This is a genomic window from Brevibacterium linens (assembly GCF_003999335.1).
Taxonomy (GTDB): Bacteria; Actinomycetota; Actinomycetes; order Actinomycetales; family Brevibacteriaceae; genus Brevibacterium; species Brevibacterium linens.
Map to the genome: position 1 here is coordinate 3,620,113 of NZ_CP026734.1, position 15,888 is coordinate 3,636,000.

The following is a 15,888-nucleotide window of genomic DNA, read 5'->3' on the forward strand; positions in this document are numbered from 1 at the left end:
CTACGACACAACAGAAATCAATCTTACTGAGACAGCGGGTCGGAGGGCAAATTCATCTCGGCTTCTGCCGTGGGGTCTTCGTCACGGACTTCAGCCGCTCCGAGGTGGCCCCTGCAGCCTCCACCGATGCCCGGAGGGACTTTCACAGCTGGGGTCAAGCCAACTCGGTGATTTCCGCAGTAGGCTTTCGTCGGCAACGCGTCCTGTCGGCGATCCTGTTGAACGCCTGCTCGACTCGTGCCAAGGTAAGTAGATGATTGCCACCACATCTGGCATTCGGGAGGACTGATGAGCGACGTTCCACAGAGGCCGCGCATTCGTCCGGCGACGAGCGACGACTGGCACAAGGGTTCTGGTGAATCCGCTGGTCAGAACCCGACGTACGGGAATGGAGCGGACCGTTCGTCTGCCGATTTCGACAACTCGACCTACTACGAGTACCTCGAACGGCACACGGGGGAACAGTCGATCTCGAAAGCCCGCAGCGGCAATGTCTTCGCGCCTGCCGGACACTCACCATTCGATGATTCTCACCCTGCCGGCCCACATCAGTATGGAAATTCTCGGCAGGCTCAGTGGTCTGCCGGCGGTTGCGGCAGCGGCGCCGGCGACGACGTCGGCGGCTCGGCACAGAACGGACCTCAGACTCCTCCTCCGCCGCAGTTTCCGCCCACTGCCCACAGCGAATCGTCGTCGGGCAATGGGCTGAAGATCACCGTCGTCATCATCGCCATCCTCATGATTCTGGCTCTGGTGGGGTTCTTCGGCATCCGGTGGCTCGCTCCCTCGTCGGGAACCGTCCCCGTCGATGTCGGATCAAGTGAGCCGGAGAGCCCGTCACCCAGCCCGTCCGACGATCTGGTCCAACCGACGAAGAACCCCGAACAGCAGCTCGACGCCTATACGGTTCAAGGCACGAAGAAGGCCGCTGACCTCGAAGGTCAGTGGGTGACCCAGGTGAGTGCGAAGAACGTCGGCCTCAAGGCCGACGGCAAGACATGGTCGGCGCAGGACATCCTCAACGAGTACGAAGCCAATAAGATCAAGTATCCGGGCGCGATCCTCATCCACAGCGGCGACTGGGCCTCGTACAAGGACGGCAGCTACTGGGTCACGGTCGTCGACACCGGCTACGGCGACCCGGAACAGGCGCTCGACCAGTGCCGTTCGTGGGGTCTTGACCGCAACCACTGCATCGCCAAGCGTCTCGTCAAGGACGGCAGCCCCAAGGACAACAGCGCCTACCTCGACGGATAGACCCGCCAGTCGGCTTGGCCCCTGCTTATGCAGATCGGCTCCGCCAATGCGCAGGGCGATCGTCACCGTTCTGCCAATTGCTCGCAGCCCAGTCTGAGGCAGATAGCACAGATTTGAAGCTGGGCTATCTGCCTCAGACTGGGCTGCGGCCGGCACTAGGGACAGAAAGAACGCCCCGGCCTCGCACCAAGCGAGACCGGGGCGTTCTCGTCACGTTCACGCCCTTGCGCCGACGAACAGCCGACACCAGGGTGAGGCTTCAGGCCAACATCAGGGTCGGGTCCTCCAGACCCCGGCCGACATCGGCGAGGAACTTCGAGATGATCTCGCCGTCGACGACACGGTGATCGGCGCTGACCGACAGCGTGGTGATCTCACGCGGAACGATCTCGTCGCCCACCACCCACGGCTTCTTCCGCACCTGCCCGAACGCGAGGATCGCGGCCTCGCCCGGATTGATGATCGGCGTACCGGCATCGACTCCGAAGACGCCCACATTCGTGATCGTGATCGTACCCCCCGCCTGATCGGCCGGCGGTGTCTTGCCCGACCGCGCCAGAGCGGTGAGATCCTGAATTCCCTGCGCCAGTTCGCCCAGACCCATGGCCTGCGCGTTCTTGATGTTCGGCACGATGAGTCCGCGCGGGGTGGCGGCCGCGATGCCGAGGTTGACGTACTTCTTCACGACGATCTCGTCGCCTTCGAGGCACGAGTTGATCCGCGGATTGCGTCCCACGGCCCACGCCACTGCCTTGGCGACGATGAGCAGCGGAGAGACCTTCACATCCTCGCCGAGGAACTTCGTCGACTTGAGCCGGCGGACCATCGCCATCGTCTCGGTGACGTCGACGTCGAGGAACTCGGTGACGTGCGGCATGGTGAATGCCGAATCGACCATGGCCTTGGCCATCATCTTCGTCACGCCCTTGAACGGGATCCGCTCTTCGAGCGCTGCCTGATCACTCGCCGAGGCGGCCGCCGGTGCCGTCGCACCTGCGGTCGGTGCGGCCGTCCTGTTGGCGGCGGCGTGCACATCATCGCGCGTGACGTCGCCGCGGGGACCGGTCGGGGTCACCTGGGACAGGTCGACGCCGAGATCCTTCGCAAGCTTCCGCACGGGCGGCTTCGCCAGCGGTTTGCCGGGTGAGGCAGGTGCCGATGCGGGCTGTGCTTGAGCAGCGGGAGCCGCTGCAGGAGCCGACGCCGCTGGCGCCGCCCCCTCCGCGGCCGTCCCCTCCGCAGCCGACGCTGCGGGAGCAGCGCCAGCCGCAGAGGCTGGGACGGGAGCGCCCTTGCGCGGACGACGCTTCGACGACGTCTCCCTCGCCCCGTACCCGACGAGGGTGGCTCCACCGTCGGCATCGCCGGAGGCATCGGCCGATTCCTCGGCCGAACCGGAAGCCGGCGCACCGGCGGAGGCGGGGGCCGCCTCGGCGCCGGAGTCATCTCCGCCGAAGCGGATGATCGGGGTGCCGACCTCGATGGTCTGGCCCTCCTCGACCAGGAGGGCACCGACGGTGCCCGCGTGCGGGCTGGGCAGCTCGACGAGCGACTTCGCGGTCTCGATCTCGACGAGGATCTGGTTGACGGTGACGGTGTCGCCGGGGGCGACCTTCCACGCGACGATGTCGGCCTCGGTCAGGCCCTCACCGACGTCGGGAAGAGGAAATTCGAATGACATTCTTGACTCTCCTCGAAATCAGTAGGACAGGGCCCGATCGACACCATCGAAGATGCGATCGAGGTCGGGCAGGTAGTGCTCTTCCATTCGCGAACCGGGGTACGGGGTGTGGTAGCCGCCGACCCGGATGACCGGGGCTTCGAGGTTGAAGAAGCAGCGTTCGGTGATGCGCGCGGCGATCTCCGAACCCAACCCCAAGAAGGTCGGAGCCTCGTGGGCGACGACCAGTCGGCCGGTCTTCGTCACGGACTTCTCGATCGCGGTGAAGTCGATCGGGTTGAGGCTGCGCAGGTCGATGAGTTCGACGCTCTTGCCCTCCTCGGCGGCCGCAGTGACCACGTCCTGCGCCGTCGGGACCAACGGCCCGTAGGCGACGAGGGTGACATCGGTGCCTTCGGACACGACCCGGGCGTCGTGCATGCCCAGCTCGCCGCGAGCGGAGGTGTCGACGTCTCCGCGCATCCAGTAGCGACGCTTGGGTTCGAAGAACATCACCGGATCTTCGCTCTTGATCGCATCCTGGATCATCCAGTACGCGTCATGAGCGTTCGCCGGGGATACGAGCCGCAGTCCCGCGTGGTGGGCGAACACGGCCTCGGGGCTCTCCGAATGGTGCTCGGGTGAACCGATGCCGCCGCCGTAGGGCACGCGGATGACCAGGGGGATGTTCTCCTTGCCCAGGGTGCGGTTGTACAGCTTCGCCACCTGGGTCACGATCTGGTCGTAAGCCGGGAAGATGAATGCGTCGAACTGGATCTCGATGACGGGACGGTAGCCGCGGATGGCCATGCCGATCGAGGTGCCGACGATGCCGGACTCGGCCAGCGGGGCATCGATGACGCGCTGCGGGCCGAAGTCCTTCTGCAGACCTTCGGTGACGCGGAAGACGCCGCCGAGTTTGCCGATGTCCTCACCGATGAGGACGACCTTCGGGTCGTCCTCCATGGCCTTGCGCATTCCGGCGGTGATCGCCTTCGAGAGGGGAAGTTTCTCCATCAGGCCTCACCCGCATCGGCGAACGAGGCCTGGTATGCCAGGAATTCGGCACGTTCCTCGTCGACGAGGGAGTGGGGTTCCGCAGTGACGTGCGCGAACATCTCGACGCCGTCGGGGTTCTCCATGGTCATGCAGTTGTGGCGGATGCGGGCGGCCAGGGTGTCGGCCTCGGCGTCCACCTCGGCGAAGAACTCGTCGCTGGTCTCGGTGTGCTTGTCCAGATACGCCTTGAGGCGGGTGATCGGGTCGCGGTCCTCCCAGATCTCCTCTTCGGCCTTGTCACGGTACTTCGTCGGATCATCGGCCGTGGTGTGGGCACCGCGACGGTAGGTGAAGGCTTCGATGAGCATCGGACCGTGGCCGGCGCGCACGGAATCGAGGCTGGCGCGGGCGACGGAGTACATCGCGATGATGTCGTTGCCGTCGACGCGGATGCCGGGGACTCCGAATCCTTCGCCGCGGGTCGACAGCGGAGCTGCGGACTGGACGTGAGTCGGTTCGGAGATGGCCCACTGGTTGTTCTGGCAGAAGAACAGGACCGGAGCGTGGAAGGCTCCGGCGAAGGTCAGCGCCTCGGAGACATCGCCCTGTGAGGTCGCACCGTCGCCGAAGCAGGCGATGGAGACAGTGTCGCGTTCGATGTCGCCGGTGCCGACGTCGCCGTCCATGGTGATGCCCATGGCGTAGCCGGTGGCGTGCAGGGCCTGCGAGCCGATGACGATGGTGTAGGTGTGGAAGCGGTGCTCCTGGGGATCCCAGCCGCCGTGGTTCTGACCGCGGAAGATCGACAGCAGGGTTTCGGGTTCGACGCCGCGGGTGTAGGCGAGGCCGTGTTCGCGGTAGGTGGGGAAGACGAAGTCTTGGGGGCGAGCGGCTCGTCCCATGCCGATCTGGGCCGCTTCCTGTCCGAACAGAGGCGCCCACAGGCCCAACTGTCCCTGACGCTGCAGGGCAGCTCCTTCGGCATCGATGCGGCGAACCAGGACCATATCCCGGTAGAAGCCGCGCAGATCCTCATCGGTGAGTTCTGCGGCGAAGGCGTCGTACTCACCGGATTCGACGCGATTTCCGTCTTCGGTGAGCATCTGGATCATTCTGGGCTCCGAGGACTGACTGTGGGCAGCACCGGTTCCCACTGAAATGTTGGAGGTCATTTCAGTTCTCCTTTGTTCGAGGTCCATCTTCACCGGAGGTGACCAGTGGTGGACCGTGTCCGTCGGGCGGGCCCTCGGATGTGAGAACTCGCCCTCGAGTGATCTGATTCACAGGTGGTATCACAATACCGAATCCACTCACTGCTTGCCACTCTCCCCATGCGGTTCGAGTATCAAAAGTGCAGGTCAGAAACAGACTATGACCCGAGCTCGACACATGTGGCCGAGTTCTAAAGCGCTGAGTGGACAATTGTCGATCTCGGCAGAGATGCTCCATCGTCCGACCAATGCACATCCGAGCACCGAGGCGGCCCTTCGTGTCGATGCCGAGCACAGGTTTCGTCAGGTCCGTTCGCGCACCGAGGCGGCCCTCCGGCACGCAGTCGGTTTCAGGTTCGGTCAGGCCCGTTCGCGCACGGAGGCGGCCCATCGTGTCGATGCCGAGTGCCGCACCCGTCCGACCGAGGTCAGTGTCGCTTTCGCTTTCCCTGGTAGTCGCGCGTCTTGGCGAGGTCCCCGGTGAAGAAGCCCGAGTTCTTCGAGGTGAAGCGGTCGAAGGCGGGAGTCCCGGCTCTGCGCAGAAGCCCGATGGAGGCAGCGTAGGCGACGGAGGAGTGCGCCGCCCCGGCCGAGGCGAACATCTCGTCGAGTTCGGCATCGGTCTTGTCCGCGAGCTCGGGGACTCTGCGCAGTTCGTCGGGATCATAGTCGACGGTGACCGTCGACCAGTTCTTCGTCGCCGGGTTCTCGTTGCCGTCGAGATCGGGCACGAGGTCCTGTTCGTGTTCGATCGAGAGTACGTCGATTCCCTCATCGATGGCGAAGTCGGAGACCGGAGCGCCCACCGTCATCAGTGCCGTGACGTTGACATCGTCGAGAAAGGCCGGGTCCGCAGCCAGAGAACCTGCGGTGATCCCTCCCTGCGAATAGCCGACGAGCATGACCTCGGCGTCGTGCCCGATACCGGCGTCGGCGATCGCCTGGCGCACCATTTCGCGCATCACGGTGTCGTTGCCGGCCATCCCCTGCACGTTCGTCGTCAGGTCGGTCGTATTGTCTCCCGGCTTCGGCGACCAATCCGTGGTGGCCGGCACGTAGACGATATAGCGGGTCGTCCCGTCGGGTCCGACGATCTCCTCGATGCGGACCTGTCCGGAATCGGCTCCGCGGTGGCAGTTCGCTTCGCGGAGGAAGAGGTCGTCGACGTCACGTGGCGGCTCTTTGTGCGGCGGCGTCAGTCCTTTCGCCCTCCATACCTCGACATCGGAGGGCAGCAGCAGTCCGAATGCATTCGCACCGGCCAGGACCCAGATCGTCATCGACGTCGAATCGTGCGGCCAGAACGCGTGGTCGCCTTCGGAATCGAGGACGAACGGAGGCAGCCCGAGGAATCCGACGATGAAGCCCGGAAGCACGTGCTCGATGACGGCTCCCGTGACATCCGACTGTTCGAACACGAACGTGATCAGCGCTTCCTTCGCTTTCGCCTTCGTCTTGCCCAGGTCGATTCCGAACTGTTTGGTGATGACGTCGTCGAGTCCGGTCACGTCGAGGATCTTCGTGACCGCAACGACCTGAGCCCCGACCACGAGTGCGACGGGGATGATGACGGGCAGGCTGAGGGCGAGGACCCGTCCGGTTGCGTAGCCGAGAGCGTCGAGCAGTCCGCCGAAGACCTCGCTGAGGCCCTTCTCCGCCTGACGGTAGGCGAAGGCTGCGGACCGAACGGCGAGCAGGGTCGCCTCGAGCTCGAGCACCGAGGCGGTCAGCTGGCTGTGGAATCGGATCCGGCAGGCATCGAGGTTGAGCGCTGTCACAGGGGCCGGGACCTGGGTGAGCAGGGTCGCGAGATCGAAGTCTCCGACAGCTGCGTCGACGGACAGATCGCCGATGTCGGTGATGACGGTCTGCAGTGCGTCTCCGCTGCCATCGGCGCGTTCGTCGACGGTGATCCGCCCACCGCCGCGCGTCGTCGAATCGATCATTGCGTGCCCTTCTACGCCCCTGCCGTCAGTGTCCGGGTGAGCACGGCGCTCAGCAGCGTCCGCACCGCCGCATCTCCCGCAGCGACGTCGTCATCGACGGTGACGGAATCGCCGTCGCGCTCGATGACCGGCCGGAACCACGCGCCGCCCTTTCGGCGGAGGAACTCCAGCCCCGTGGCTCCCCCTCCGCACGCCCAGCTGAGCGTGAGCACGCAATCCTGTTCGACGAGCTCGGCGAGGTCCTCGACGACGTGCCCGATCCGTCCCGGTTCGATCCGGCGCAGCAGCTGGTGCTGTGCGAAGTCCTCAAGTCCCTCCCCCTGCAGTGCCAGGATCGCGTGCCCGATACCCGAACCGAGGCACAGCGCCAGGTGAACGGTTTCGGTTCCCGAGGACACGACAACGCTGAGGCGCGTGCTCACCCGGTTGAGCTCGGAGGCGAATCCTCGCAGCCAGGCGGTGAGCACATCGAGATCCCGTGTCGCGCCTCCACCCCCACCGACGCCGCCGATCTCCGAGGCCGCGGCGCCAGACCTCTCACCCGCGCCGGCCCTCCCCGGATCTGCACCGCCCGGGTCTGTGGATTCCGGGGCAGTGCTGCCCTGCCCCACCTCCGCCGAGGCGGAAGGACAGTCCCGTTCGACTCGGCGAGGGAGCAGGTCGGGCGGCCAGAGCCGACGCAGCCGTTCGGGCAGCCGGGTGATCCGGTCGAGGTCGACGACGATCCAACTGTCGATCCCTGCTGTCTCACGTGCGGCGGGGCGGGCGTTCACAGTTGGATCCGCCCGCCTGCCGACACGACCTGCAGGTGGAGGTCGTACGCCTCGGCGAGCTTCTCCGCCCGCTCACCCAACCGGTCGATCGATTCCGCGCATGAGGCCACCCGATCATCGAACAGCTTTCCTGCTGGGGAATCCCATCCGTCGATTCGGCGGCAGCTCTGCGCCAGGGAGTGCAGCACCTCCGCTCGCCGTCTCCACTGCTCGCGATTGCGCTCCAGCTCATCCGTGATCATGCCTCAGTCCTCCCACCGGTCTGTCCGGCATCCGTGCCCGAATCCCTCGACCGTAGGAGGCCGCAGCGCGGGAGAGGAAGCCTCGATTTCGAGGCTGGGGACGAGGCTCGAGCGTCCACAGGGCCGTGATGTCGAAGTCATCACGGAATCCACAGGGGACGACGCTCGAGTCCGGCCCTTCTCCCGCGCCTACCGGCCGGTAGACCCGGACGCGTGCCGGCCCGATTCGCCGCTCATGAGAAAATGAGGGCATGCCGACTGTTTCCCTTGCCGAAATCTCGCCCGCCATCGCTCTCGGACCGCTTGATGGTCGCTATCGCAAAGACACCGCTGACCTCGTCGATCACCTCTCCGAGGCGGCTCTCAACCGCAATCGCATCACGGTGGAGATCGAATGGTTCATCCACCTCGCACAGAACTCGGTGATCGAGGGTGTACGCACCCTCACCCCCGACGAGGTCGACGGACTGCGCGCCTTCGCCGCCGATTTCGACGCCGACACCATCGCCACACTGGCCGCTCATGAAGCCGTCACCGTCCATGACGTCAAGGCTGTCGAATACACAATCAAAGAAGCCCTAGTGACGATCGGCGCCGAGGATCTCGGCGAGCTCGTCCACTTCTGCTGCACGTCCGAGGACATCAACAACCTCTCCTGGGCGCTCGGCATCAAGGGTGCCACCGAACAGGTGTGGCTGCCGCGGGCCAAGACCCTCATCGACGCTCTCGCCGAGTCCGCCGGTCAGCTCGCCGAGGTTCCGATGCTCGCCCACACCCATGGTCAGCCGGCCACCCCGACGACGATGGGCAAGGAACTCGCGGTCTTCGTCCACCGCCTCCGCCGCCAGTACGAACGCATCGCCGCTACGGAGTTCCTCGGCAAGATCAACGGCGCCACGGGCACCTATTCGGCGCATCTGGCGGCCGTGCCGGGAGCCGACTGGCCGCAGATCGCCCGCACCTTCGTCGAAGACCGTCTCGGGCTGACCTTCAACCCTCTGACCACTCAGATCGAGTCCCACGACTGGAACGCCGAACTGTTCGCCGATCTCGCGCGGTTCAATCGGATCGCCCACAATCTGGCCACCGATATGTGGACCTACATCTCGATGAACTACTTCAAGCAGATCCCCGTCGCCGGTGCGACCGGTTCGTCGACGATGCCGCACAAGGTCAACCCGATCCGGTTCGAGAACGCCGAAGCCAACCTCGAACTCTCCTGTGCTCTTCTCGATTCCCTGGGCTCGACGCTGGTCACCTCGCGGATGCAGCGCGACCTCACCGACTCGACCTCACAGCGCAACATCGGTGTCGCATTCGGTCACTCGGTTCTCGCGCTCAACAACCTGGTCAAGGGCCTCGGCGCCCTCGCCATCAACGAGGAGGCGCTGGCCGCCGACCTCGACGGCAACTGGGAAGTCCTCGGTGAAGCCGTCCAGTCGGTCATGCGTGCCGCCGGGCTGCAGGGCGTGCCGGGAATGAACAACCCGTACGAAACGCTCAAGGAACTCACTCGCGGCAAGCGCATCGACCAGGCCGATCTGCAGACGTTCGTCGACGGTCTCGGGCTGCCCGAGGAGCGCGCCGAACTGCTCAAGGCACTGACGCCTGCCACCTACACCGGTGTCGCGGCTCAGCTGGCTGAGTCCGAGGTCACGGACTGGAAGGCCGTCAGCGAGGGCTGATCCCCGACGCTGACGACTCGTCGAGGCCGGTCTTGCGAATTCGCGAGACCGGCCTCGATGCTCAGACGGCAGGCTCAGCCGGCGGGGATGTCGAAGGTCGTCGTGAACTCGGGGACCTTCTCGTCGGTTCCCATCACCTTGCCGGCGCCGCGTTCGTAGCGGATCGTGTAAGTGTCCTGCTTCTCTTTCGGAACATAGGCGAGCCAGCCCTGATGTGTTCCGCCGTCGCGGCGCGACACATCTTCGAAGGGCTCGAATCCGGCGGCTCGCATCTCGGCTTCGAGGCCGTCGGTCTGGTCGTAGCGGAAGTCCGCACCTCCTCCTTCGGAGATCTTGAACGCTCCCGACTGGATGAGTCCGCTGTATTTCTGTCCCGGGGTGATCTTGACTTCGAGGAGGACGACTTCGCCCCCGAGCTCGATCGCCGAGGCTCTCCTGGACGAATCGAAGTTCCGCACCGCCGAGAGCACCTCGACCTTGTCCTGCATCTCCGGGTCCTCGAAGCTTTCACCGATGCTGACCTGGCCCTGACTCCCGGACGACGACCCCGAATCCGAACCGGTGGACCCGTCGGCGGACGAGGTCGACGATGACGAGGAGTTCGAGGCTGACTGGTCCGAACTCGGGTCCTGACCGCCGGTCTGGCCCTGACCGTTCTGGTCAGCACTCGGCTCCTGCCCATTCTGATCCTGACCATTCTGGTCCTGACCGCCGTTCTGGTCCTGACCATTCTGGTCCTGACCGTCGGCGTTCGACTGCTGGCCGGTCTGGCCCTGCTCGGGCTGGACGGCCTGGCTGATGAGCGAGCAGCCCGAGAAGGCGAGGGTGCAGCTGAGCAGGGCCGCCGAGGTGAAGGTGGCGCGCTTCATGCGTTTCATGATGACTCCTTGATCGGTCTCTCGCACTCGGAAGCAGGTCGCCCGAATGCGTGTTCTGAAACCAACCTATGAGCTCGCCACGGCCGAGATGTGCGCAGCGTGTGGCAGAACGGCAACGTCTGTCACCGATTCGCCGCAGCCCCCGAACAGCCACCCCGGCCACGTCCTCAAGCGGGCACGAGATGCCTGTCCGCGTCCACCTCGGCGAGGGTCTTCTTGCCCATGCTGCGGGCGAGGATGAGGGTCGGGACTCCGGCGACGATGATGACGACGGTGGCGTAGATCGCCGGCGCCAGCGTGATGCCCGTCGACGACATGAGTGCCGTGGCGATGAGCGGTGAGAGCCCGCCGAACAGGACGGTGGCGACGTTGTAGCCGATCGCCATACCGGAGAAGCGGCTCGTGCCGGTGAACTGCTCGGGGACCATGGCGGCCGCCACCGCGCTCCACCCGGCCGCCGGGATCGCGAGGAACGCCGATCCTGCGATCGCGATGCCTGCGGACTGATTGGACAGCAGCACATACGCGGGAATCGTCGTGAAGACGAAGACGACCATGAGTGCCGCCAGGGCAGGTTTGCGCCCGAACTTGTCCGAGGCGAGGCCGAAGAACGGGGTGACGACGATGGCGACGACAGCCGCAACCGTGCCCAGTGCCAGGGAACCGGAGTTCGGGACCTTCGCCACCTCTTCGATGTAGGTGGGCACATAGGTGATGTTGAGGAAGTAGCTGACCGAGCCGATCGACGAGATGAGGAAGGCGACGAGGATCGCCCGCGGCTGCTCGAGGATCGCGGTGATGAGCGGGGAGCGTTCGAGACCGACGTCCTTCTTGCCTTTGTTGTCCTTCTCCGCCTGCTGCAGCCGTTTGAAGGTCTCGGTCTCCTCCATCATCGATCGAAGCGGAACCATGATGATGGCAAGCACGGCGCCGAGGACGAACAGCAGCCGCCAGCCCCAGGAATCCATCGCCTCGGGAGAGAGCGTATTCGCCAGCAGGGCACCGGATCCCACGGCCAGAAGCGCGCCGACCTCGCTGTTGGCCGCGGCCCAGCTGGCAGCCAATCCGCGCTTTCCCGGTCCCGCCGATTCCATGAGGAAGACCATGATGCCGGTGTACTCGGCACCGACGGAGAATCCGGACAGGCAGCGCAGGGCGACCATGAGGACGCCGGCCCAGATGCCGATCGTGTCGTAGTTCGGGATCACCGCGATCCCGAGCATGGAGATCGCCATGAGGACCGCGGAGATGATGAGCGTCGAACGACGTCCGATCCGATCACCGAGGTGACCGAAGACCATCGCGCCCAAGGGCCGGAAGAGGAATCCCGCCGCACCGACTCCGAGGGTCAGCAGCAGCGAATCCGTCTGGTCGCCGAAGAATTCCTTGGTCAGGGTCGTGGCGACATAGAAGAAGATCGAGAAGTCGTACCATTCGACGACGGTGCCGAAGGCGGCGACGAACATCGACCTGCGCCGGCCTCTCTCCCGCTCTCGACTGCCTGCGTGGGCGTGTGATGCGGGATGATTCCGATCCGACGCTGTCATTCCCCGAGCGTACCAGCACGTTCGGACATGGGATACCGCCGAGGATGTCGGCAGTGATTGCGCCGCACATGTCGGCAGTCGACGCCAACCGGAATTATATTACTGACTGGTAGCATATTGGGGCAGTGGTGATTACCCTGAAAGATATGGACTCACTTCTCAAGCAGGACGTGCGCATCCCGGTGTCGAGCCGGTCCGGTTCCAGCGATCTCGTAGGAGATCTCTTCCTCCCCGCAGCCGACCCGCACGCGGTGCTGACGATCCACCCGGCCACCGCGACTCCCGAACGCTTCTACTTCTCCTTCGCCGAGGCGGCGGCTGCCCGTGGGTTCGCCGTGGTCACCTACGGCTTCCGCGGTGTCGGTGACCGGAGGGCGGCTCGCGCCCATCGGCACATCCGCATGCGCGACTGGATCTGCGAGGATGTGGCGGCCGCGGGCGCCTGGGCGGAGGAGAGGTTCCCTGATCTGCCGCATACGGCGTTGGGCCACAGCCTCGGCGGGCACGCTCTGCTCCTGGGCAGCGGCGGTCAGCGGCTGTCCGGAATCGTCACAATCGCCACAGCGATGGTGGCGGCCCGCAGCATCGCGCCCCGCAGCGAGCGCTGGCGAGTGGAAGTCGGCCTCGGAGTCTTCGGCAGGGTGGCCACACGAGTGTGCGGGTTTATGCCCGGCAGCCGAGTCGGACTCGGCGAGGACATCCCCGCCGCCGCCCTCTACGAGTGGACAAACTGGCTGCGCCGCCCCCACTTCTTCTTCGACGACCCGAGTTTCGACGCCGAGGCACGCGCCGCCCGACTGCGCACACCTGTTCTCGCCGTCGGCACCTCCGACGATCCGTGGGCGACAGATGCCTTCATCGATGCGCTCACCGACCGCCTGCGACTGGCCCCGGTGACCCGTCGCACTGTCGACCCGACAGAACTCGACGCGACGAGCATCGGCCATCACGGTCTCATGCGCCGATCCGTCGCCGCAGACGCCTGGCCGGAGATCCTCGACTGGCTCGAGATGAGAGCAGCCGAAGAATAGGTCACCATCGGAGACTTTCCGCGCCCAGAATTATCCGTTTGCGACCACTTCTCGACTGACGCTGCGCCCTCAGCTGCGGCTGAGACCGAACAGCGAGTCGGTGAAGCGGTTGCCGAACATGGCCGCCGGATCCAGACGGGCCCGCAGCTCGCAGAAGTCCGCGAATCGCGGATAGAACTCGTTCAGGTCGGCGGCCGTGCGGGTGTGGATCTTGCCCCAGTGCGGTCGGCCACCGTGCCGGCAGACGATCTCTTCGACGACGCGAAAGTACTCGGCGAAGTCCTCCTTGATGAAGCGGTGGACGGCGATGTACATCGTCTCCCGCCCCGTCGCCGTCGACAGCGGCACATCATCGGCGGCGGCGCACCTGACCTCGAGGGGGAATGAGATCGCCCACCCCTTGGCCTCGATGGCGCCTCGGATCTCCCGGATCGCCTCGGGTCCGGAGTCGAAGGGCAGGGCGTACTCCATCTCGTTGAACCGCACCCGCCGTGGGGTGACGAACACATCGTGGCCCGGTGCCCGGTACGTCCGGTCTGCCACGACGGACTGGGCGACGCGATTGATCGAGGGTACCACGCCCGGGACCTTCGCCCCGAGCTCGACGGCCAACCGGAGCGCTCCGTTCTCCACCACCTCTTTGTCGAGGAGGTTGAGCCACCGGTTGCGCACCCCCGCCTCGGCGAGGTGGCCCGGCCCGGCCTGCCCCGGTTCCACCCGGGTGTTCGTCTTCGTCAGCACCGAATCGGTGTGCGGGAACCAGTAGAACTCGAAATGGTCGGCCCCGCGCATCCTCTCGGTCAGCCCGTCGAGGAGCTCGTCGAATCCGGCGACCTTCTCCTCGGCGATGAGGTCGAAGCCCGGCACGCACTGGAGTTCGACTTCGGTGATGATACCGAGAACGCCGAGGCTGACCCGTGCAAGGTCGAAGACCTCCGGTTCCGACTCCGCCGACAGCTCCCGCACCTGCCCGTCGGGGCCCATCAGGCTCAGCCCGGTGACGGTTCCGGCGAACCCGGTGAAGCCGATTCCGGTGCCGTGCGTGCTCGTCGAGATCGCACCCGCCAGGGCCTGCGGATTGACGTCGCCCTGATTCTCCAGGGCCAGACCGTAGGGTGCGAGCAGGGCGGGAATGTCCCGCAGCCGGGTGCCGGCGGCGAAGCGCACCCGCTTGCGCTCCTCGTCGACGGCGATGATGCCGGAGAGTCCGTCGAGGTTGACCATGACATCGTCGCCGGCGGCAACCGGGGTGAACGAATGCCCGGCCCCGACGACCCGCAGACGGTCCCCCGCCGCCGCAGCGGCCGTGACGATGCCCGATAGCTCCTCCGTCGAGGTGGGACGTGAGAATGTGTGCGGATGTGCATGGACGTGACCGGCCCAGTTCCGGAATCTCTGCCGACCGGACCGGTCGCCTCGTCGCGGCTGCACGTCTCTCACAGCACGAGCCCCTCTCCTCGATAGGTTGTCCAGGCATCGCGGATGCGGCCCTGAGACACGATCTGGAAGTCGTTGAAATGTTCGGCCAGCTCACCGGCCTTCGCGTGCCGGAACCACACGAGGTCGCCGATGCGCAGCGAGTCCGTGCCGGGCCCGGTCAGTGGCGTCTGCACCTCTCCGGGCCCCTCGAGGCCGGAGTATTCGAGGCCCGGCGGCCAGGCGATCGTCGGCAGACGGTCGGGGCCGGGGACTCCCGAGGCGATGAATCCGCCCTTGAAGACCGTCACCCAGCCGGGCCCGGGCCTGCGCACGACGGGAGTGACGAAGTATGCGGCGGGCCGGTGCCGGAAGTGCGTATAGCCGTCGAAGAGTCCCGGGGAGAAGAGGCCGGATCCGGCGGCGAGTTCGGTCAGAGTGCCTTCGACGGAGCTGGATTCGAACGAGCCGGTTCCCCCGCCGTTGACGAATTCGAGGTCGGCGACCTCTCTGACGGCGGCGATGACGGCGGCTCGTCGTTCGGCGAGTTCGGCGATCGAGGCTCTCTGCATGAGCCGCACGATCGCCTGCCGAGCTGTTCGTCCGGCGTCGGCGGTGCCAGCGATCTGCCCCTCGTAGAACATCATCCCGACGAGGTCGAACCCGGGCCGGGCCGCGACCTGGCGGGCGAGCGCGACGGCCGCTCGCCCATCCCGAATCGGTGAGCGCCTGGCCCCGATATGGACGCGGTCGCCCAACCAGGATTCGGCCGGGCGAAAGGAGGAGTCGACGTCGATGCACACCCGCACCGAGGCGGCGCCCGCCTCGGCGAGGGATCTGCGGACGTCGTCGATGATGTCGAGGTGGTCCACGGAGTCGATCATCACGGTGATGTTCGACCGCGCTCCCGCCTCGGCGACCATCCGGGTCAGGGCCGGCCGGTCGAGGCTGGGATAGCCGATGACGATGTCGCGGACACCGCGGGCATGGAGGGACAGCGCCTCGGGAACGGAGAAGGCGAGCACGCCGGAATAGGCGGGATGGGCGAGCGCTCGGTCGATGGCCGCGGGCACACGCAGGGACTTCGTGGCCAGCCGGATCGGCAGTCCGCGAGCGCGCTGAGCCAGGGCATCGAGGTTCTCGTCGAAGGCGTCGAGATCGACGACGGCGGTGGGTGCACAGGTCCCTTTCAGCGCACGCCGGAGTCCACTCGAAACCATATTCGGTAGTCTAGCCTGCGATG

At 65.8% G+C, this 15,888-nt stretch carries 13 protein-coding genes; 3 read left to right on the top strand and 10 right to left on the bottom strand.

The features are described 5' to 3' along the window. The first annotated feature begins 288 nt into the window (after positions 1 to 288). Positions 289 to 1,257 (top strand): protein kinase, encoded by a 969-nt coding sequence (locus CXR29_RS16345; RefSeq protein WP_127365105.1) that lies wholly within the window; start codon positions 289 to 291, stop codon positions 1,255 to 1,257. Between the two features lie 259 nt (positions 1,258 to 1,516). On the opposite strand, the gene CXR29_RS16350 is transcribed toward CXR29_RS16345, so the two are convergent. From CXR29_RS16350 to CXR29_RS16375, 6 genes are all read right to left on the bottom strand, one after another. After that, positions 1,517 to 2,938, bottom strand: a complete 1,422-nt coding sequence (locus CXR29_RS16350; protein ID WP_101554413.1) for a dihydrolipoamide acetyltransferase family protein — start codon at positions 2,936 to 2,938, stop codon at positions 1,517 to 1,519. 18 nt (positions 2,939 to 2,956) lie between these two features. Next, a complete protein-coding gene (locus tag CXR29_RS16355) occupies positions 2,957 to 3,934 on the bottom strand; it encodes an alpha-ketoacid dehydrogenase subunit beta (RefSeq protein WP_101554414.1) in 978 nt (325 codons plus the stop codon). After that, positions 3,934 to 5,088 (bottom strand): pyruvate dehydrogenase (acetyl-transferring) E1 component subunit alpha, encoded by a 1,155-nt coding sequence (pdhA, locus tag CXR29_RS16360; protein WP_025779135.1) that lies wholly within the window; start codon positions 5,086 to 5,088, stop codon positions 3,934 to 3,936. Before pdhA ends, CXR29_RS16355 begins: the two co-directional genes overlap by 1 nt. A gap of 467 nt (positions 5,089 to 5,555) precedes the next feature. Next, complete coding sequence (locus CXR29_RS16365; RefSeq protein ID WP_101554415.1) at positions 5,556 to 7,073, bottom strand: hypothetical protein; 1,518 nt, start codon at positions 7,071 to 7,073, stop codon at positions 5,556 to 5,558. 11 nt (positions 7,074 to 7,084) lie between these two features. Further along, positions 7,085 to 7,846 carry a hypothetical protein gene (locus tag CXR29_RS16370; RefSeq protein ID WP_101594070.1) on the bottom strand — a complete coding sequence of 254 codons (762 nt, stop codon included), beginning with the start codon at positions 7,844 to 7,846 and terminating at the stop codon, positions 7,085 to 7,087. Then, entirely contained in the window at positions 7,843 to 8,088 is a 246-nt protein-coding gene (locus tag CXR29_RS16375) for a hypothetical protein (protein ID WP_101554417.1), read from the bottom strand. The genes CXR29_RS16370 and CXR29_RS16375 overlap by 4 nt, the downstream gene beginning before the upstream one ends. A gap of 251 nt (positions 8,089 to 8,339) precedes the next feature. Between CXR29_RS16375 and purB the strand changes: the two genes are divergently transcribed. After that, entirely contained in the window at positions 8,340 to 9,773 is a 1,434-nt protein-coding gene (purB, locus tag CXR29_RS16380; protein WP_127365106.1) for an adenylosuccinate lyase, read from the top strand. A gap of 74 nt (positions 9,774 to 9,847) precedes the next feature. On the opposite strand, the gene CXR29_RS16385 is transcribed toward purB, so the two are convergent. Together CXR29_RS16385 and CXR29_RS16390 are read right to left on the bottom strand one after the other, a co-directional pair. Next, positions 9,848 to 10,651 (bottom strand): transcriptional regulator, encoded by an 804-nt coding sequence (locus CXR29_RS16385; RefSeq protein ID WP_127365107.1) that lies wholly within the window; start codon positions 10,649 to 10,651, stop codon positions 9,848 to 9,850. Between the two features lie 167 nt (positions 10,652 to 10,818). Continuing rightward, positions 10,819 to 12,198: an MFS transporter gene (locus CXR29_RS16390; RefSeq protein ID WP_101554420.1), complete on the bottom strand. Its 1,380-nt coding sequence runs from the start codon at positions 12,196 to 12,198 to the stop codon at positions 10,819 to 10,821. 146 nt (positions 12,199 to 12,344) lie between these two features. On the opposite strand from CXR29_RS16390, the gene CXR29_RS16395 reads away from it, so the two are divergent. After that, entirely contained in the window at positions 12,345 to 13,229 is an 885-nt protein-coding gene (locus CXR29_RS16395) for an alpha/beta hydrolase family protein (protein ID WP_127365108.1), read from the top strand. A gap of 69 nt (positions 13,230 to 13,298) precedes the next feature. On the opposite strand, the gene CXR29_RS16400 is transcribed toward CXR29_RS16395, so the two are convergent. Together CXR29_RS16400 and CXR29_RS16405 are read right to left on the bottom strand one after the other, a co-directional pair. Further along, a complete protein-coding gene (locus CXR29_RS16400; RefSeq protein WP_241241502.1) occupies positions 13,299 to 14,669 on the bottom strand; it encodes a D-arabinono-1,4-lactone oxidase in 1,371 nt (456 codons plus the stop codon). Beyond that, entirely contained in the window at positions 14,666 to 15,865 is a 1,200-nt protein-coding gene (locus CXR29_RS16405) for an amino acid deaminase/aldolase (RefSeq protein ID WP_101554422.1), read from the bottom strand. Before CXR29_RS16405 ends, CXR29_RS16400 begins: the two co-directional genes overlap by 4 nt. Positions 15,866 to 15,888: the final 23 nt, after the last annotated feature.